This window comes from Pseudomonas sp. PDM05, from assembly GCF_014851685.1.
Classification (GTDB): domain Bacteria; phylum Pseudomonadota; class Gammaproteobacteria; order Pseudomonadales; family Pseudomonadaceae; genus Aquipseudomonas.
Genome location: NZ_JACVAC010000004.1, coordinates 306,390 through 325,207, shown reverse-complemented (window position 1 = coordinate 325,207; position 18,818 = coordinate 306,390). Strand labels below are relative to the sequence as shown.

Genomic DNA, 18,818 nt, shown 5'->3' with positions numbered 1-18,818 from the left:
TTTTTATGTCGATAGAAGATTAGTTTGAGGCAGAGGTGCTTTCTTTATCTGATCTTTGATCGTTGGTGGAGAAATTAAGTCAGTTTTAGGCTTGGGAGAGATGGGGTCAACGGTTGAGATTGCAAGCCCGATTGAGAAAACAAGAAAAAACAAAACAATTGTAAAAATCCAAAGAGTTGTATATTTTTTTATTCGCTCCTTTGTATGTATATTAATACTTACTATTGCAGGCTCAATGCTCAAGTTCAATTCGTCTTCGCTAAGAATGTTTTTGTAGTTTGTCAAAATTGAATTTTTAGTCTGGGTTGTTATATGGGTGATTCTATCTTGGGTGTCTTTTCTAGAGAAGTGCAGCCAGAGAGCTGAAGTTGCACAAATGAAAGCGGATATTAAAAAATATTCTTTTGAAAAAATCTTTTCAGAGCCAGCGTCTTTTAATCCGTTAATGGCTACGACTGAAATTATGAATGAAACAAAGGCTACGGTGCTATTTTGGAATGAGCTGATGAATCCGTCGGTCGAATCCAGAACTCTCTTGTTGAATTCGGATATGAACTCTAATAATTTACCCTTTAATTCAAGGTATTGGCTTATATTTTCTTTTAGGTATATTTCGTAATTTGATTGAATTGTGTGCCAAGTGTTATTTGTAAGATTAAGGCTTTGGTCTTGATGATTTAAAGTTATTATGTTTCTGATTAATCCTAGTTTGTCGGTGGAAGGGCCTTCTGCAAAAGCCCATGAATATATTTTGAAGGCGATTTTATTATTTTCTTTGAGGTCCTCCGGTCGCTGAGCAATTGTGACGAAGGATCTATAACCGTTAAATTTAAACTGCACTTCCCCGTTTGCATTAACCTCCGTGCTGTTAGACAAAAAAGCAAGAGCGTAAACGAGTTTTGAGGTTTCGAAAAAAGTTACCAGCTTTGGATCTATTTTTTCTTGAGTTGATAGTTCGAAGTCATCAGCCGTAAAATTATTAGGCAGCCCTATTGATGTGGTGCCTTCTTTAAAGGACTCGATTCGCTTGTTTCGCCTTTTGATTGTGTGTGGCTGGCTATATTTTATGTTTTCGCCGTGCTTTATGAATTTTATTACCTCGCTTCCGAAAGGCGTTATATCTTCGAATACTTCGAATGTAAGATGGCTTCCCATATTTCTACTGAAGAGCTCTATAGTTTTCAATACGCTTTGGGATGAAATGAACTCTGCGAAGAGTTGTAGGTTGTATACGGAGTAAGTGCTTTCGCTAAGTGTTTTATTTATCTTGAGTTCTAGCGTTAAACCTGTGTTTTCATCGTTGTGCTCCTGATAGTGTTTTTGCAGTTCATCTATATTTGGCTGTTCGCAGGATGTTATTGTTTTGTCTGCGCCATCCAAATCAATCGTAAACTCAAAGCTATCCCTGGCCGCTACTCCTGCCAGTTGAGCCACTAAGGTGTTAATGTCCTGCCAGCAGTGCTGTTCCAAACTCATGTCCAGCGAAAATCTAGAAAGCACGTCGCGGGCTTCAAATGCTTTAGATTTTTTTTTAAGTTCGGATAGGTTTAGCATCTATAGCTCCCGTTCTTTTCTTTTGAACTGCTTAGCCAGTTTTGATTCTATCACCACTAACTCTCGCCCATCTGATGTGACTTCTGACCAGACTTTTTCAGACAAGTTGCTAATGCCTTCTCGGATAGAAAGGGAGATCTCGGTTGTGAGTTTGTAATTTGTATTGCGAAACGGTACTGCTGAAGGTACTAATTCAAATACGGTATCGAAACCTTTTGTTTTTGGGAGGTCTTTAAGTTTTACGATTATTTTTTGTTTGGCTTCTTCAAATTTTTCATTGTCTGATTTGTATTTTGATATTGTGTCTTCAACAAAATCTAGATAGTTCATCGAACCTTCTTTTTTGAAGGCGGCAACAGTGGCATTTCTAAGTATGGTGTAGTCCTGAGGGAAGTCTTTTTTCAATGTGGCGAGTTTTGTTATCGTTTCTGTACAAGCTGTAGTTGTGTTGTATGTATCTGTGTTTCTTTCCTTTAATTCAAGGAACTCTGCCCACCAGTATTTGGTAAGTCCTGATTTTGAATCATAAATATTAATGCATGTCGGTGCCTTTTTTTCGTTATAGTCAACCTTGAATGCTTTGTAGACTTTTTCGGTTAAACTTAGCCCTTTCCTTTTCTTGAAGTCGATGTCATCTAAAATGACCAAATGGTCGACCTTTACACCAAGATATCGGAGGTTTCCATTTTCTTTATAAATGAACTGTAAAAAACTACCTGTTTTAACATGGGCGCCCTCATTCTTTCCAAGATGTTTGTATCGCTCATTAGTTATTATCTCTTGGTCTAGTAGTTTTTGTACGAGTTGCTCTCCAGCGAGATTGGTGCTTAAGTCTTCGCTATCTGATACTACCCTTGTTGAAAGTTTGAAGGCACTCTCTGGCTCACTGAAATCAAAAATCCTTTTTTGCTCTTTGTCGTTGATTTCTACTAGTAATGTTTCGAGATACACCTCAAGATCTTGGTTCTTAAGATCGCCGGCAATTTGCTCTTTTGTTTTGTTTAAAATGTCCACGTGGAAAAAGCACGTGCTAATTACGCTATTTCTATCAAGAACTGCCATAGGGAGCCTCTTTAAATTATTTGACAAGGTGAGTTATTTTGTTCTTTGGCGGCGGACTTGCACGAGCGTATTAACCAGTTATCGACTAGGTAGATTGTAAGTCGAGGAGGGCGTTCTATTTCGGATTTCCCTATCCAGTATGTCGCATCCATTTTCTTTCCTTTCATCCTTGGGCAGCGCCAATATTTAGTCGCTATGCCTGCGCTCGGACAGCGCTTCAAGAGGTTAAGCCGGAATAGCATCATTTTGCTAGCATTTAGATGCGATCAAGGCTGGCTATCCCAAGTTTAGGATTCGGTTGTTATGAAAGAGCCGCCTCTTTCAGACGGTTTTTTGTGCGCGACAGGTCAGTCGGCGATGTGCAAAACCACGGCCCCGACCAGCACCAGCACGACCCCCAGAATTTGCACGGCCGACAAGCGCTCCTTGAAAAACACGAACCCCAAGATCGCCGCAATCCCCCCCGACAACGTACTGATCACCGTCACCACTGACACCGACCCCGCCATCGCCCCCCACGAAAACGCCGAGAACCCACCCAGGTTCATCAAGCTCGCGCCGGTCAGCGTCGCACAGTTTTTCAGCGGCGGGATTTTCAGGCCGTCCTTGATCTTCAGCACCATCACCACCAGCACGCACAGGCCCACCAGGTAACCCAACCACAGCATGGTGATCGGCCCCAGCGCCGGCAATGTATAGCGGCCTTGCAGCCAGAAGCTGGTGCCGTACAGCGTTGCCGCGAGCATGGCGTAGATGATGGACAGCCGCGGGTTGTTGTGAGGGACGTCGTTGTCCTTGTGGATGCTGGAGAGGATCACGCCAATCACGCACAGCGCGATGCAGCACAGTTGCGTCAGGCTGATGTGTTCACCGCTGGCCCAGGACAGCAGCGTGGTGACTACGCCGTAGGAGGTCACCAGCGGTGCGACGATGGCAGCCTTGCCCAGGGCGAACGCCTTGGACAGTGCGAGAGCGCCGGAGACGGTGAGCAGGGCGGCGGTGATGCCCAGTAGCCAGACGCTCAGCGCGGCATCGAGGGATTTGACGAGGAAGGCCGGGAAGATGACCAGCAACAGGGTCATGATCAAAAAGCCCAGGGCCTGGCCGAAGTACACCGCGCGCTTGACCCCGACGGCACGGGCGTTGAGGCCCACGAGAAAGTCCGTGCCGCCCCAGAGCAGAGCGGCCAGCAGGCCCATTGTTACGTCCATGTAAGGTCCTTGTTGTTCTGTCAGCGGCTCGCCAGATTAGCGCAGATCGAATATGTGCGGGCTTGCTCGCGTATGCTGTGTTTCAGTTGGAGGTGTGTTGGCTGACACTCCGTATTCGCGGGCAAGCCCGCTCCCACATTGGAACGTTGCTGTGCTTTGGGTCTGCGCTCAATCAGCTCAGGTTTTCCAAGGTCTGTGTGTCCCATCTGTGCGTCTTGATCGCCAGGTACAACATGCCGATGGTCAGCGGGATTTTGTCGCCGCGACCCTTGGCGCGATGCTTCAGGAACACATCGAACACCGGCGGGTTGAAGTAGCGATAGGCGTCGTAGTCGCCCATATCGAGCGCAAATTCCTCTTCAACGGCTTCCATGAACTGCTTGGCCTCTGCACCGTCGCAGGCGAGGTCGAAGTTGATCGAGGTTTGCAGGCGGATGGTCTTGTGTTTCGGCAGGCCGATTTCTTCGTGCAGCAGTTGCAGGAGTTGCTGCATCGCGAGGTCTTCGGGGAAGTCGGGGGCGAGGTTCATGGTGGGGGCACGCAGGAGTGGGTGAGGGGGATGGTTATGTTGCCGGCGGTATTTGTTGCGGGTGATGAAGAGTGCCAAGCCTATCAAGAATATGAAGACAGGTAGGAAGGACATTCTGAGAATCACCGCCACGTAGGGGAGTAGGAACGTCAAAGTGAGCCCGGTCACGAGAAATGTGAGTGCGAAACGCTTTCTGAGGGTGGGGTCTGTGACTTGTAGATGCAGCAGCAAGTAAAGGCCGAGGAAAAGGGCTGTTTGCAGATAGATATTCATGACATTTGGTAACCGATTGCTTCGAGCGTCTCAGAGTCCCAGCGTTTGGCTTTGATGGCTTGGTAGAGCATGTTGATGGTGAGTGGCGTCTTGCCTTCGCACCCTCTTTCTACATATCGCAAATAGACGTCGAAACCTCGGCGCTTGAAGTAGCGGTTGTTTTTATAGTCACCGAGTTTCAAACCGAAATCTTGTTTCAGCGCTGCCATCAATCGTCTGGCCTCGCTACTGCTACAGCCGAGATCGTGGTTGATTGAGGTATTGAGGTTAATGGCCTGGTGCTTGGGCAGGCCCACATCTTCATGTACGAGTTGCAGAAGATGGAGCATGAGGGGGTCGTCTGGGAAATTGGCGGCCAAGTTAAGCGTGGGTGCCACAAGCAGTGGGTGAGCGGATTGGGTTCGACTGTAGCGGTTGCGGTCCAGGAACAGTCCCGAACCTAATAGGACTGCACCTATCGGCACGCTGGGCAACTGGGCTTCGTGTGCCCAGTAAGGGAGCCATATTGCACAGGCCAGCCCTGTGGCTAGCAGAGACAAACCGACATACTTCCTTAGGTTTTGCGCGCGTATTTTGTTGTCGATGACAACGTTCAGCACGATAAAAATCAGCCACTGCAGGTACTCCATCATTGGGTGATGCCCCCCATGAATGGGATAACCATTGCAGACATGGAGCGCTGGGGGCCTATCCCTTCAATTCCGATAACCACATCGCCTGCGTGATAGGTGCTAATGATGCTTTTGGTGATCACTCCCACCGTTGTGGCAACGACGCGTGCCACGGGTTTTGAAAATGGGTGAATTGGCGCGCTGAAAGCCCCCGCTAGCAACAAAGCGATGATGGTCCCGCGTTCATTGAACAGGTCCGCCTGCTGTCGGGTTAGCGGTTTGGTGATCGCGATAGTCATCACGCAAGGCAAATCACGAGCAAGCATTTTTCCGTAGAGATCCAGCAGTTGTTGGCGGACCTCATTTGCGGACGCGCCAGCTTCTAGTAGGCAGAGGTTTGCCAGCGCGTTCCGATTGGCAGGTAAAACGGTAACGCGCAGCACGGTGAAAGTGACGCCGTTGTGGCCGACGTATTGAGTCCTTTCGATGTTCACAGGGTTTTGTCCTGGCCGTGGAAAGGGCGCTAGTTTCGGACAGGCGAATATGGGTTTTGTAGAGGGGCGCGTGAGTGTTTTAAGCAGTTTCGGAAGCGGATGGCGCGGTGTTTGGCGGTTTCTTACAGCGGCGTCCGGCGTTGGTAGCTTGGCAGTGGTTTCACAGGAAAAACGCGCCAATTGTGGGAGTCGGGCTTGCCTGCGATGGCGGTGTGTCAGGTATGGAAGGGCAGGCTGACACACCGCTATCGCAGGCAAGCCAGCTCCCACAGGTGTGGTTGATCAGTTGTTGGCAGGCCTGCTGATACACCGCTCAAAAATCGCCTCCAACCCCCGGTAATCACACGCCACCGCATCAATATTCGCCGGCACCCATGCGGCATGTTTCACCAGCCACCAGTTCACTGAAAACCCCGCATTCACGATGATCTGTTCAAACAAAATCCGCTGCACCCGCCCGTTGCCTTCGCGGAAGGGGTGAATAACGTTGAGGTCGCCGTACGCCTCGGCAATCTGCGTTACCAGCTCGGCCTGGGTTGCGCCGACGTACCAGTTGGCCGCTTCCATATGCCGGATGATTTTCGCCGCTTCCGGTGGGATACGTTCCGGTGTGCAGAACAGGGTGTCGCCTTTCTGGATGTTGACGCTGCGCAACTCACCGGCCCAGTCGTAGAGGTCGCCAAACAGGGTGCGGTGGATATGTTGTAGGCGGTCGAGGTCGTAGGGCGGAGAGAAGAGCGGGAGGTTGCCTACGGCGATTTCGGAGAGTTCCCGCTCAGCCTGGTGCAGGCGGGCTTCGTCGTGCAAATCGAGGCGGTTGCGCAGCACGCTGCTACCGGGATAGCAGTACGGGTCCTGGCCCACCCCGTATTTGTCGAGCATCAGCGTGGGGTGTCGCGGTACTTGGCAAGGACGGCTTCGCGGGTCGGCAGGGGTTTGTCGACGTCGGCCGGTTGGGTGTCGAACCCTTCCAGGCGCAGGCTGGCCAGGTAATTGGAACGGCGGATCTTGTGGTAATGATCCTGTTTTTGCTCAAACGTCAGTTCGCTCATCGCAGCGTACTCCTGGGTAGCAAGGCTTGATTGTAGCGCAATGCTTCCGAGGGCAGGCGCGATAAAAACCACGTCACATTTTGTACAAATAAACTGCCAGCCCGCTGAATTCAGCGTATGTTGCAGCGCAAAATCTTGTAGGGCGATTCCGCCCACTACTTAAAGGGAGTTAAGCATGGGTTTGCTGCGTGTCGCTTCGGCGATGTCATTGTGTGCGGTAGCGTTTTCCGTCCAGGCCGAACAGTTGCCGATCGAAGTGCTCAGCGCGGTGGTCAAGGATCAGAAAATCGCTGACGCCGAAGTGCTGCTGCAACGCAACGGCGCACAGAACGTGGTGGGTCGTACCAACGCGCAAGGCCAGGTGACGCTCACCAGCGAAGGCGCCGATGATGGCAGCAGCCTGCTGATCATCAAGAAGCCTGGCTATTCCAACCTGGTGGTGAAGTGCCCGTGCAAGGGGATGACCTATGCGGTCAGCCCTGTGATGGAAAACCTCGACGGCCTGCGTGTGGTGCTGACGTGGGGCAAGACCCCGGAAGACCTCGATTCCCACATGATCTTCCCCGGCAACAATATCTACTTCGAAAACAAGCAAGGTACCGACGCCGAGCTGGACGTGGACGACGTTGACAGTTACGGCCCGGAAACCATCACCCTGCAGAAAAAACACTACGGCGAAAGCTACGTGTATGCGGTGCATGACTTCACCAACGGCAGCAATCCAAGCTCGCGCCAGCTGTCCAACAGCGAGGCCAAGGTGTTTGTGTATATGGGCCAATCGCTGGTACGTACCTACTACGTGCCGCAGAACCGCACCGGCAACCTGTGGACAGTATTTCGCATGACCGGCAGCGGCGACTTCCAGGACATCAACACCTTCACCGGCGTGACTGTGGACGCGGCGAACGTGCTGAACGAAGTCAAGCCGTTGCTGGATGACAGCGTGGCGGTCTCGGCAGTGGCGGTCAGCTCCTCCGCACAAACCGATGCGAAACGTCTTAACCTGCAAGGTGAAGCGGCCTACCAGGCTGGCAAGCTGGACCAGGCGATCGACCTGTTCCGCCAAGCCATCGAGCTGGACAATGGCTTCGGCAAGGCCTACGGCAACCTGGGCCTGGCCTATCAGAAGGCTGGCAACACCGCCGAGTCGATCTGGGCCAACCGCAAGGCCATCGCTTTGGCGACTGGTGCGAATGCTCCTACCGTGCGTGCAGGGTCTTACTACAACATTGCGCGGATCTATGAAGCGGCCGGGCAGTTCCAGGATGCGTTGCGTCACTACCAGTTGGCCAAGGAACAGAAGGCCAATCCGGTGTATGACACGGCGATTGAGCGGGTGAAAAACCGCTGATTCACCGGTAATACAGAAATACAGATCTAAACAATGTGGGAGGGGGCTGGCCCCCTCCCACATTTGGTTTGTGGTGTTCCTGCAAAACCTGGTGAAACATCCCACTTCGGCCCTGGGCCATCCCCGCCCTGTGTATCATCCTGTCTCTTTTTTCCATGCGACCTTTCTCGATGCGCTGAGATTTGCGGGCTATGTTTTTGAGCCAACTCAGCGGTCAATGGAGTGACAGCTTATGCACGACACCCTCCAGCAGGTCTTTGGTTATCCACAGTTTCGTTTGGGCCAGGAACAAACGGTCAGCGCCGTGCTGGCCGGCCGTTCTGCTGCCGCGATTTTTCCCACGGGCTCCGGCAAATCCCTTTGTTATCAGCTGTCGGCAGTGCTGTTGCCGCACCTGACGCTGGTGGTGTCGCCGCTGCTGGCGCTGATGCAGGACCAGCTGGGTTTCCTGCAACGCCATGGCATTTCGGCAGGCAGCATCGATTCGGCCCAGAGCCGCGAAGACGCGAATGATGTGATGGCGCGTGCGCGTTCGGGTGAGTTGAAGATCCTGATGATTTCCGTGGAGCGCTTGAAGAACGAGCGCTTTCGCAACTTCTTGCAAAGCGTGCAGATCTCGCTGTTGGTGGTGGATGAGGCGCACTGTATTTCCGAATGGGGCCATAACTTCCGTCCGGACTATTTGAAGCTGCCGGACTACCAGCGTCAGTTCAATATCCCACAAGCCCTGCTGTTGACGGCTACAGCGACGCCCAAGGTGATTGCCGACATGCAGGCGAAGTTCGCCATTGCTGCGGACGATGTGGTCACCACGGGCTTCTACCGGCCCAATCTCAACCTGTTGGTGGAACCCGTCAGTGGTGCAGACAAGCGCCGCCGACTGGTGCAGTGGATGGGCGAGCGGGTGGGCCAGCCGAGCATCGTTTACGTCACCTTGCAAAAAACCGCCGAACAGATTGCCGAGCATCTCAATCGCCATGGCATCCAGGCCGAGGCGTATCACGCCGGTTTGCCTCACGATAAGCGCGAGGGTATCCAGCGGCGCTTCATGGGCGGGCGCTCCAATTGCATCGTCGCCACCATCGCGTTTGGCATGGGCATCGACAAGAGCGACATCCGCAATGTGGTGCATTTCGACCTGCCCAAGTCCATCGAGAACTACAGTCAGGAAATCGGCCGCGCCGGGCGTGATGGCCAACCGTCCGATTGCCTGGTACTGGCCAACCGCGACAGCCTCAACGTGTTGGAAAACTTCGTCTATGGCGACACGCCGGAGCGGGACGGCATTCGCCGTGTGCTCGACGAGCTGCAGGCCGCGCGGGGTGACGGGCAGTGGGAGTTCCTGCTGCGCTCGCTGTCGGACCACAGCAACATCCGCGAGCTGCCGCTGAAAACGTTGCTGGTGCAGTTGGAACTCAAGGGCGTGATCGCGCCGCGCTATGCGTTTTATGCCGAATACCGCTTCAAGTACCTGATCGAACCCGAAGCCCTGCTGGCGCGTTTTTCCGGCGAGCGGCAGCAGTTTGTCGCGGCGATTATCCAGGTGTGCAAGCGGGCCAGGACTTGGGCGACGGTGGACTTCGACGCGCTTTATCAACAACACAACGCCGGGCGCGACCGCGTGGTGAAGGCGCTGGATTACTTCCAGGAACAGGGCTTGGTCGAGCTGGAAAGCAAGCAGATGACCGAGGTCTACAGCCTGCTCGATACGGATTTCGACCCACAGGCCTTGAGCGCCGAGTTATACACAGGCTTCAAGCAGCACGAGATCGGTGAGGTGGCACGGATTCACGCCATGCTTGATCTGTTCGCCACCGAACGCTGCCTGGGGCAGCGCCTGGCGCAGTATTTTGGCGATGAAAACGCGCCGCAGCGCTGTGGGCATTGTTCGGTATGCCACGGTGATGTGGCGCACTTACCGCCGCCGCCGGCCTTGCCGCCGCTTGTGGATAAAAACTTCATGGGGCTGTGCGGTGATTTTATCCACAGGCATCATCAGCACACCGGCCAATTGCCCGAAGCGGAACGCCTGACGCGGTTCCTCGGCGGGATCAGCGTACCGTTGTTTACCAAGTTGAAAGCGCGGGGTATTCCGGGCTTTGCTGCGCTGGAAGATTATCCGTATGCCGAGGTACGCGAGTGGGCCGAGGTCCATTTGAACGCGCTTTGAACCCTTCTTTAGAGGTGAGCCCTATGCCTGATTCCGTGCCACAACGTGCCGATTACCTTCACTTCCAGCCGATCATCACGCGCTGGCACGACAACGATGTGTATGGCCATGTGAACAACGTGACCTACTACAGCTTTTTCGACACGGCGGTGAATACCTACCTGATCGAACAGGGTGGGTTGGATATTCACGACGGCGAAGTGGTGGGGTTCGTGGTGAGTTCGGCGTGTGATTACTTCGCGTCGATTGCCTTTCCCGAGCGCATCGACATTGGCTTGCGGGTGGGCAAGTTGGGCAACAGTTCGGTGCAGTACGAGTTGGCGGTGTTCAAGGCAGGCGAGGACGAAGCCTGTGCGGCGGGGCGCTTTGTGCATGTGTTTGTGGAGCGTGGGTCGAACCAGCCGGTGCCGATTGCGGGGGTGTTGCGCGTGGCGTTGCAGCGGTTGGTGGCCTGATCGCAATCTCGCGATCCGTGGAAATCAAATGTGGGAGCTGGCTTGCCTGCGATAGCGGTGGGTCAGGTCAAGCCGTATTGCCTGACTGTTTGCTATCGCGGGCAAGCCCGCTCCCACATGAATCGTGCTGTGTGCTCTAGGTCGCGGGCTTAGCGGTGACGGTAGTGATGCTTGTTCTTGCGATGCCCGTAAGCATGCCCACGGCCACGATGGTCATCACGATCATAACGACGGTTGTCACGCGAACGACGATCATCGTCATCGCTCTTGTTGCCCATGTAGTTGCCCAGCGCACCACCCGCGCCACCGCCGGCGGCTGCGCCGATCAGGCTGCCGGTGCTGCCGCCGACACTGCGACCCACAACGTTGCCGCCCGCTGCGCCCAACGCACCGCCGATGGCGGCTTCGCCACGGCTGCGTTTGTCGGCGCCGACCGCACTACCACCGGCGCCACCCAGGGCTGCGCCAATGGTCGAGCCGGTGTTGCCGCCAAGCTGCTGGCCAACAACCGAACCTAGAACCCCGCCCAATGCGCCGCCTACACCGGCTTCGGTGGTGCCACCGGCCATGGCTGCGCCACTGACCAGGCCAAGGGACAACAAGAGAATCGAGGAGAACTTCATTCAGGGAAACCTCAAGGGGATGACGGCGCGATCCTGAGGCTGTATCGGTATTGTGACAATAGAAATCCGACCAGTAACACGAGTTGTGCACAATTCGCTAAGTTACTGTTTTGGCTAGGGAACTTAAGCTGGTTTCATGGGTCTTTAGCTACTTCGGAACGGCCGCTTTTATGCAAAAGCGGCCTTTTTTGTGCCCGCAATTGTAGTGAGCGGGCTTGCCCGCGCTGGGTGGCGAAGCCGCCCCAAATCCATACACCCGAGTCTTTCTGATGCACCGCGGCGTACCGTTTGGGGCGGCTGCACCGCCCAGCGCGGGCAAGCCCGCTCACTACGAGGTGATGGTCAGGCGCTGCGGGCCATGATCAGGCCGTTGTCGCTCGCGGCTTCCAGCCGGATCGCCACGAATTTCGACGTCGGCGTATGGCTGCCATCCCCAGTGCTTTCCAGTGGCACCAGTGGGTTCACTTCCGGGTAGTAGGCCGCCGCCTGCCCTGCCGGAATATCGAACGCCAGCAAGGTAAAGCCTTTCACACGGCGTTCACGGCCGTCCTCCCACAGCGACACGATGTCAGCCTTCTGCCCCGGCTTGAAGCCCAGGCGGATGATGTCGGCTTCGTTGACAAACAGCACGTCGCGCTGGCCCTTGACCCCACGGTAGCGGTCGTCCAGGCCATAAATGGTGGTGTTGTACTGATCGTGGGAGCGCATCGACTGCATGATCAGGTCCGGCACCTTGCCGGTGGCGTGGGTGCGTTGGTGGATCAGGTCCTTGGGCAGGATGTTCGCGCGGAAGTTGGCGCGGCCCGACGGAGTGTTCCAGCGCCGTGAGCCGGCGGAGTTGCCGAGGTAGAAACCGCCCGGGTGCTTGATCTTCTCGTTGAAGTCCTTGAAGCCCGGGATGGTGTCGGCGATCAGTTCACGGATGCGCCCGTAGTCGGCCACCAGCCAGTTCCAGTCCACTGGTTTGCTGCCCAGGGTGGCGGCGGCGATACCGGCCAGGATCGCCGGCTCGGATTTCATCAGTTTCGACAGCGGTTGCAGTTGGCCGTTGGAGCCGTGGACCATGCTGAATGAATCTTCCACCGTCACCGCTTGCGGGCCGTCGGCCTGGATGTCGATGTCGGTACGGCCCAGGCACGGCAGGATCAGCGCGTCTTTGCCGTGCATGAGGTGGCTGCGGTTGAGCTTGGTGCTGATCTGCACGGTCAGGTCGCAGTTGCGCAGCGCTTCAAAGGTGCGCGGGCTGTCTGGGGTGGCTTGGGCGAAGTTGCCGCCCAGGCCGATAAACACCTTGGAGCGGCCTTCGAGCATGGCGTGGATCGCTTCGACCACGTTGTGGCCGTTGGTGCGTGGCACCTGGAACTGGAAGCGCCGCTCCAGGGCGTCGAGGAACGCCACCGGTGGGCGTTCGTTGATGCCCATGGTGCGGTCGCCCTGCACGTTGCTGTGGCCACGCACCGGGCACAGGCCGGCGCCGGGGCGGCCGATGTTGCCGCGCAGCAGCATCAGGTTGGCGATTTCCTGGATGGTCGGCACCGAGTGACGGTGCTGGGTAATGCCCATGGCCCAGCACATGATCACGTTCTTGCCTTTAGCGTACATGCGCGCCGCCTGCTCGATCTCGACCAGCGTCAGGCCCGATTGCTCGGTGATTTCATCCCACGAGGTGTCGTCGATCCTGGCCAGGTAGTCCAGCACGTTGGCGGTGTGTTCGTTGAGGAAGTCGTGGTCGAACACCGCTTCCTTGCCTTCGGCCTGGGCCTGGCGTTCCCACAGCAGCAGGAACTTGGCCATGCCGCGCAAAATGGCCATGTCGCCACCCAGGGCCGGACGGAAGTAGGCGGTGTTGGTCGGTTTGTCGCCGTTGGTGAGCATTTCCAGCGGGTGTTGCGGGTGCTGGAAGCGTTCCAGGCCGCGCTCTTTGAGCGGGTTGATACACACCACCTGGGCACCACGGGTCACCGCTTCGCGCAGGGGTTCAAGCATGCGTGGGTGGTTGGTGCCGGGGTTCTGGCCCCAGACGAAAATCGCGTCGGCATGTTCAAAGTCGTCAAAGGTCACGGTGCCTTTGCCCACGCCCACGCTTTGCGCCAGGGCGACGCCGCTGGCTTCGTGGCACATGTTCGAACAGTCCGGGAAGTTGTTGGTGCCGTAGGCGCGCACAAACAGTTGATACAGGTACGCCGCTTCGTTGCTGGCGCGGCCCGAGGTGTAGAACTCGGCCATATCCGGGCTGGGCAGGGCGTTGAGGTGCTTGCCCACCAGGTCGAACGCGGCTTCCCAGCTGATGGGCTGGTAGCGGTCGGTGTCGGCGTCGTAGCGCATCGGCTCGGTCAGGCGGCCCTGGTATTCCAGCCAGTAGTCGCTTTGCGCCAGCAGCGAGGTGACGCTGTGCTTGGCGAAGAACGCCGCATCGACACGGCGCTTGGTGGCTTCCCAGTTCACCGCCTTGGCGCCGTTCTCGCAGAACTTGACCATGCCGCTTTCCGGCGAGTCGCCCCAGGCGCAGCCTGGGCAGTCGAAGCCGCCGTTCTGGTTGGTCTTGAGCATCATGCGCAGGTTTTTCAGCGCGTTGTCGCTGGTCAGCCAGGCCTGGGCCACGCTGATCAGTGCGCCCCAGCCGCCGGCTGCGCCCTTGTAGGGCTTGTAGCGCGGGGTTGGGGTTTGGTCGGCTTGATTATGGTTGCTCACGGCTGGTTCTCCATCGCGGGGCTGTAGACCCGCGGCGCACTTTTCTGCGGCAGGTGAATGAGATTGAGGTTATGCCGGCGCGCCCATTGCAGGGCCAGGCCGGTGGGCGACGACAGGCTGACCAGGGTCTGGATGCCCGCGCGCAGGACTTTCTGGATCAGCTCCAGGCTGCAACGACTGGTGACAATCGCCAGGCCGCCTTCGGTCGGAATCTTTTGGCGGATCAAGGCGCCGATCAATTTATCCAGGGCGTTATGCCGGCCGATGTCTTCGCGGCCCAGCAGCAACTCGCCCTGGCTGTTCATGAATACGGCGGCATGCACCGCGCCGCTGTACTGCCCCAACGGCTGGAACGCGCTGATGCGTTGGCGCAGGCCATCAAGCCATGCGGCAGGCGGCAAGGGTGCGCCGGGCAGCACTGGCAGGTCGGGCAGGGCTTGTTCCACCGCTTCCACGCCGCACAGGCCACAGCCGCTGGTGCCGGCCAATTGGCGGCGCTGCTGCTTGAGGTTCCAGAACGCGCGGCTGGAGATCTGCACCTGAGCGTACTGCGCTGAGCCAGATCCGCTGAGTTTCAGATCATAAATGTCGCTAACGTCGGCGATAATGCCGCTGCCAATGCTGAAGCCGACGATAAAATCCTGCAGGTCGGTGGGCGTTACCAGCATCACCGCCTGGCTGATGTCGTTGTAGGCAATTGCCAACGCCACTTCTTCCGCCAGCGCGGTGCTGGCGACTTCCGTGTGTTCGAGATTGCAAAACTGGTAGCTCTGGCTGGCGGCCGGCGCGGGCGTATCAAGGGCGGGCGCCGCGCAGACTGGGAGCTTGGCGTTCATGGGGCAATACCACCGGCGGATTGATCAGTGTTTAGACTAGGCGCGACAAAGCGTCGCGTCTAATTGCCAGTACTGATCCGCCGATAGATGACGTCGATCAAGACTCTATTTGCGATTTCTGAAACAGCGCGAAGCACGCTTCGGCCAACGCCGAACGCGGCGCGCTGCGGCGCATGATCAACCCCAGGCGCGCCAGGGTGTGCGCGTCTTCGATGGGTTGCAGACGCAGGTGCTCGGTGAGCGCATCGAGGCCGCCATCGAGCGGCATCACCGCGCAACACAAACCGCCATGCACCGCTTGCAACAACTGATGGACGGCATCGGTTTGCAGCAGCGGTTGCGGGTTGAGCCCGCGGCTGTGGAAGTTATGGTCGATAGATTGGCGAAAGTGCATGCCACTGGTGAGCATGCCCAGGGGCAGTTCGGTCAGCGCTTCCCAGCTCAACGGTTTGTCGCCGAAGCTGAAGAAGCGTTGGTCATAGAGCAGGCCCATGCGGGTTTCGCCCAGGGCCAGGGAGTCGAAACGCTCGGTGTCCAGGCGCTCCAGATAGGACACGCCGAGGTCCAGGCGGTTGCTGGCCAGCTGTTCGAGGATCTGTTCGGAGCTGAGTGCCGACAGCTCGAAGCGCAGGCTCGGGTGCTGCTTGTGCAGTTGCTGCATCAAGGCCAACGGATCAAAGCTCGACAGTGGCACCACGCCCAGGCGCAACGTACCGACCAGGTTGCCGCGACAGGCGGCGGCTTCAGCCTGCAAGCCGTCATAGGCGGCCAGGACTGTTCGGGCCCAGGCCAGCACGCGCTCACCGGGCGCGGTAAAACCTTCGAAGCGCTGGCCGCGATTGACCAGGGGCAGGTCCAACTCTTCTTCAAGACTGCGCAGGCGCATCGACAGGGTCGGCTGGGTAATGTGACAACGCGCCGCCGCCTGGCCAAAGTGCCGGGTTTCGTCGAGGGCGATGAGGAATTTCAGCTGTTTGATGTCCATCTTCGCTCCGGGCTTATTCCAATGGCGGGGGGATTCTAGCGCGTTTGGGTCTTTGGCCGGGCTGGAACCCAAACCCTTGGCACTGGTCTAGTCTTGGGCATCTGGAACTCAAATCCCAAGGAGAGCGCACTATGAGCATTTTCAGCTTTATCAAGGAAGCCGGCGAAAAGATTGTCGACCTGTTGACGCCGGGTAATGCAAACGCCAGTGAGCAGTTGAAGGACCACGTGTCCAAGGTCGGTCTGGGGAATCCGAATGTGCAGACCACGGTGGACGGCGACAAGGTGACCGTGACCGGTGAAGTGGCCACCCAGGAAGAGAAAGAGAAGATCCTGCTGGCGCTGGGCAATATTGCCGGTGTGGCCAGTGTGGATGATCAGATCAAGGTAACCGGTCCGGTGGTGGCTGCCGCCCGTTTTGTCGTGGTGAAGAAGGGCGACACGCTGAGCGCGATTTCCCTGGCGGTATATGGCAACGCCAATCAGTACAACAAGATTTTCGAGGCGAACAAGCCGATGTTGTCGCACCCGGACAAGATCTATCCAGGCCAGACACTGCGTATCCCTGAGTAATACGCGCAGCAAAATGTGGGAGCGGGCTTGCCCGCGAAAGCGGAGTGTCAGTCACTGAATGTGTTTCTGATCCACCGCCTTCGCGGGCAAGCCCACATAGGGTTTAGAGTCCGGCAATGAGATCGCGGTAGTCGTCGACGGCCTCGAATTCCCCTGTGTCTTTGGCCCCTTTTTTACTGTCCGGCTCTTTGACCGCCAACAAATGCCCCACACCAAACGCCCGCGCACTGCGCAAAATCGGCAAGGTATCGTCGATAAACAGGCTGCGCGCCGGGTCGAAGCCGATGTCGGCTTGCAACGCATCCCAGAACTGCGGGTTTTCCTTGGCAAAACCGTAGTCGTGGGAGCTGATCAGGCGTTCGAAGTACGGTGCCAGTTCAATCCGTTCCAATTTCAGTGACAGCGAATCACGGTGCGCGTTGGTGATCAGGATCACACGCTTGCCGGCCCGTTTGATCGCCGCGAGGAAGGTGTCTGCATCCGCGCGCAGCGCTATCAGGTGGGCGGTTTCCAGCTTGAGTTCACGTACCGGGAGCTTGAGTTCGGCGCTCCAGAAATCCAGGCAATACCATTGCAACTGCCCGGCGTTACGCTCGAACAGGGGCTGCAACTCCATCTCGGCCATGGCCCGGCTCACGCCGTGCAGTTCGGCGTAGCGTTGGGGCAGGTGCTCCATCCAGAAATGGTTGTCGTAATGCAGGTCGAGCAGGGTGCCGTCCATGTCCAGCAGGACGGTGTCGATGGCGTGCCAGGGCAAAGAGGGCATGGGGCGGTCTCTTGTAAGTTGAAATATCCGACACAGACAATCGGAAAAGCCACGGTATAGTAACCCGATCACGCCAAGGAGCCGCTTATGCGCCAGAAACCCACCGTCCTCGCCCGCGAAATAGTCGCCAGTAGCCGTTTGTTCCGCGTGGAGGAAGTGCAATTGCGCTTCACCAATGGCGTTGAACGGACCTACGAGCGCCTGGTGGGTCGCGGTGCCGGCTACGGCGCGGTGATGATCGTGGCGATGCTCGATGACGAGCATGCGGTGCTGGTGGAAGAGTATTGCGGCGGCACCGATGAATATGAACTGTCCTTGCCCAAGGGCCTGATCGAGCCCGGCGAAGATGTCCTGGCAGCTGCCGATCGTGAGCTCAAGGAAGAGGCGGGCTATGGTGCACGGCAGTTGGAACTGATTACCGAGCTGTCGCTGTCGCCCGGCTACATGAGCCAGAAAATCCAGGTGGTGCTGGCCACCGATCTCTACGAAGAGCGTCTTGAAGGTGATGAGCCCGAGCCGATGCGGGTGGACAAGGTCAACCTGCGTGAGCTGTCGATGCTGGCGCAAAACGAGCAATTCAGCGAAGGCCGCGCCCTGGCCGCGTTGTACCTGGTACGAGACCTGTTGACCCAGCGAGGAGCGTTTAACGCATGAGCGAATTGTTTTTAGGCCACCCGTTTATTGCCCCCGTTATCGAGCTGGCTCGCCAGGCCGGTGAAGTGATCCTGCCATACTGGCGCGCCGGGGTGGCCGTGACGTCCAAGGCCGATGATTCGCCGGTGACGGCGGCCGACCTTGCCGCTCACCACCTGATCCTCGCCGGCCTGACCGCGCTGGACCCGAGCATCCCGGTACTGTCCGAAGAGGATGCCGACATTGACCAAAGCGTACGCGCCACTTGGCAGCGCTGGTGGTTGGTGGACCCGCTGGACGGCACCAAGGAATTTATCGCCGGCAGCGAAGAGTTCACCGTCAATATCGCCTTGATCGAGCAGGGCCGCGTGGTGTTTGGCGTGGTGTCGATGCCGACCAACGGGCGTTGCTACTTCGGTGGTGCGGGCCTGGGCGCATGGCGTTCGGATGTGAATGAAGCGCACAAGCCGATCCAGGTGCGCACGGCCCCGGCGGCCGGCGAGGCGTTTACCGTGGTCGCCAGCCGTCGGCATACCAGCCCGGAGCAGGAGCGTCTGCTGGACGGTTTGAGTGAAGGCTTGGGAGCGCTGAAGCTGGCGAATATCGGCAGTTCGCTGAAGTTCTGCCTGTTGGCCGAAGGCAGTGCCGACTGTTATCCACGACTGGCGCCGACATCGCAGTGGGACACCGCCGCGGCCCAAGGCGTACTGGAAGGCGCGGGTGGCGAAGTGTTGGAGTTGAGCGGTGCGCCGTTCAGTTATCCGGCGCGGGCGTCGTTGTTGAATCCGTTCTTTTTGGCGTTGCCGGCCAAAGCGCCGTGGCGTGAACGCCTGCTGAGCCTGGCTCGGTCTTAGAACTACAGCAGATCAAAAGTGTGGGAGCGGGCTTGCTCGCGAAAGCGGTAGATCAGTCAGAAATGTTCTAGCTGACACTCCGCATTCGCGAGCAAG

General features: G+C 56.8%; 19 protein-coding genes. 6 read left to right on the top strand and 13 right to left on the bottom strand.

Going from position 1 to position 18,818, the window contains the following annotated elements; translation table 11 throughout:
* Nucleotides 1-3 precede the first annotated feature (3 nt).
* The 8 genes from IB241_RS11280 to IB241_RS11245 form a co-directional block, all read right to left on the bottom strand.
* Complete coding sequence (locus IB241_RS11280; RefSeq protein ID WP_192298465.1) at nt 4-1,554, bottom strand: hypothetical protein; 1,551 nt, start codon at nt 1,552-1,554, stop codon at nt 4-6.
* Nucleotides 1,555-2,616 (bottom strand): hypothetical protein, encoded by a 1,062-nt coding sequence (locus tag IB241_RS11275; RefSeq protein WP_192298464.1) that lies wholly within the window; start codon nt 2,614-2,616, stop codon nt 1,555-1,557. It lies immediately after the preceding gene.
* A gap of 347 nt (nt 2,617-2,963) precedes the next feature.
* On the bottom strand, nt 2,964-3,815 hold the full coding sequence (locus tag IB241_RS11270; protein ID WP_192298601.1) for an EamA family transporter: 852 nt from the start codon (nt 3,813-3,815) through the stop codon (nt 2,964-2,966).
* A 184-nt stretch (nt 3,816-3,999) separates the two neighbouring features.
* Nucleotides 4,000-4,356: a DUF1493 family protein gene (locus tag IB241_RS11265; RefSeq protein ID WP_192298463.1), complete on the bottom strand. Its 357-nt coding sequence runs from the start codon at nt 4,354-4,356 to the stop codon at nt 4,000-4,002.
* A gap of 269 nt (nt 4,357-4,625) precedes the next feature.
* Nucleotides 4,626-5,261 (bottom strand): DUF1493 family protein, encoded by a 636-nt coding sequence (locus tag IB241_RS11260; protein ID WP_192298462.1) that lies wholly within the window; start codon nt 5,259-5,261, stop codon nt 4,626-4,628.
* Nucleotides 5,258-5,734 (bottom strand): hypothetical protein, encoded by a 477-nt coding sequence (locus IB241_RS11255; protein ID WP_192298461.1) that lies wholly within the window; start codon nt 5,732-5,734, stop codon nt 5,258-5,260. Before IB241_RS11255 ends, IB241_RS11260 begins: the two co-directional genes overlap by 4 nt.
* Before the next feature lie 282 nt (nt 5,735-6,016).
* Nucleotides 6,017-6,616: a putative adenosine monophosphate-protein transferase Fic gene (locus IB241_RS11250; RefSeq protein ID WP_192298460.1), complete on the bottom strand. Its 600-nt coding sequence runs from the start codon at nt 6,614-6,616 to the stop codon at nt 6,017-6,019.
* Nucleotides 6,616-6,786 carry a YhfG family protein gene (locus IB241_RS11245; RefSeq protein WP_017737561.1) on the bottom strand — a complete coding sequence of 57 codons (171 nt, stop codon included), beginning with the start codon at nt 6,784-6,786 and terminating at the stop codon, nt 6,616-6,618. Before IB241_RS11245 ends, IB241_RS11250 begins: the two co-directional genes overlap by 1 nt.
* A 175-nt stretch (nt 6,787-6,961) precedes the next feature.
* On the opposite strand from IB241_RS11245, the gene IB241_RS11240 reads away from it, so the two are divergent.
* From IB241_RS11240 to IB241_RS11230, 3 genes are all read left to right on the top strand, one after another.
* The gene (locus IB241_RS11240) at nt 6,962-8,137 is read left to right on the top strand and encodes a tetratricopeptide repeat protein (protein ID WP_192298459.1); all 1,176 of its coding nucleotides are present in this window, start codon (nt 6,962-6,964) and stop codon (nt 8,135-8,137) included.
* A 232-nt stretch (nt 8,138-8,369) separates the two neighbouring features.
* Nucleotides 8,370-10,307, top strand: a complete 1,938-nt coding sequence (locus tag IB241_RS11235) for an ATP-dependent DNA helicase RecQ (RefSeq protein WP_192298458.1) — start codon at nt 8,370-8,372, stop codon at nt 10,305-10,307.
* A 23-nt stretch (nt 10,308-10,330) separates the two neighbouring features.
* Nucleotides 10,331-10,762 carry an acyl-CoA thioesterase gene (locus tag IB241_RS11230; RefSeq protein ID WP_192298457.1) on the top strand — a complete coding sequence of 144 codons (432 nt, stop codon included), beginning with the start codon at nt 10,331-10,333 and terminating at the stop codon, nt 10,760-10,762.
* 149 nt (nt 10,763-10,911) lie between these two features.
* Here the strand turns inward: IB241_RS11230 and IB241_RS11225 are convergent, their stop codons facing one another.
* The 4 genes from IB241_RS11225 to IB241_RS11210 all read right to left on the bottom strand — a co-directional run bounded on the left by IB241_RS11225 (nt 10,912) and on the right by IB241_RS11210 (nt 15,897).
* Nucleotides 10,912-11,385 carry a glycine zipper domain-containing protein gene (locus IB241_RS11225; RefSeq protein ID WP_017737565.1) on the bottom strand — a complete coding sequence of 158 codons (474 nt, stop codon included), beginning with the start codon at nt 11,383-11,385 and terminating at the stop codon, nt 10,912-10,914.
* A gap of 342 nt (nt 11,386-11,727) precedes the next feature.
* Nucleotides 11,728-14,076: an FdhF/YdeP family oxidoreductase gene (locus tag IB241_RS11220; protein WP_192298456.1), complete on the bottom strand. Its 2,349-nt coding sequence runs from the start codon at nt 14,074-14,076 to the stop codon at nt 11,728-11,730.
* Nucleotides 14,073-14,912: a formate dehydrogenase accessory sulfurtransferase FdhD gene (gene fdhD / locus IB241_RS11215; RefSeq protein WP_192298455.1), complete on the bottom strand. Its 840-nt coding sequence runs from the start codon at nt 14,910-14,912 to the stop codon at nt 14,073-14,075. The genes IB241_RS11220 and fdhD overlap by 4 nt, the downstream gene beginning before the upstream one ends.
* 97 nt (nt 14,913-15,009) lie before the next feature.
* Nucleotides 15,010-15,897 (bottom strand): LysR family transcriptional regulator, encoded by an 888-nt coding sequence (locus tag IB241_RS11210; protein ID WP_192298454.1) that lies wholly within the window; start codon nt 15,895-15,897, stop codon nt 15,010-15,012.
* A gap of 131 nt (nt 15,898-16,028) precedes the next feature.
* On the opposite strand from IB241_RS11210, the gene lysM reads away from it, so the two are divergent.
* Nucleotides 16,029-16,469: a peptidoglycan-binding protein LysM gene (lysM, locus tag IB241_RS11205; protein WP_192298453.1), complete on the top strand. Its 441-nt coding sequence runs from the start codon at nt 16,029-16,031 to the stop codon at nt 16,467-16,469.
* A 103-nt stretch (nt 16,470-16,572) separates the two neighbouring features.
* Here the strand turns inward: lysM and yrfG are convergent, their stop codons facing one another.
* On the bottom strand, nt 16,573-17,235 hold the full coding sequence (gene yrfG, locus IB241_RS11200; protein ID WP_192298452.1) for a GMP/IMP nucleotidase: 663 nt from the start codon (nt 17,233-17,235) through the stop codon (nt 16,573-16,575).
* Nucleotides 17,236-17,322: 87 nt separating this feature from the next.
* Between yrfG and nudE the strand changes: the two genes are divergently transcribed.
* The gene (gene nudE, locus IB241_RS11195; RefSeq protein ID WP_192298451.1) at nt 17,323-17,889 is read left to right on the top strand and encodes an ADP compounds hydrolase NudE; all 567 of its coding nucleotides are present in this window, start codon (nt 17,323-17,325) and stop codon (nt 17,887-17,889) included.
* Nucleotides 17,886-18,722 carry a 3'(2'),5'-bisphosphate nucleotidase CysQ gene (gene cysQ / locus IB241_RS11190; protein WP_192298450.1) on the top strand — a complete coding sequence of 279 codons (837 nt, stop codon included), beginning with the start codon at nt 17,886-17,888 and terminating at the stop codon, nt 18,720-18,722. Before nudE ends, cysQ begins: the two co-directional genes overlap by 4 nt.
* Nucleotides 18,723-18,818: the final 96 nt, after the last annotated feature.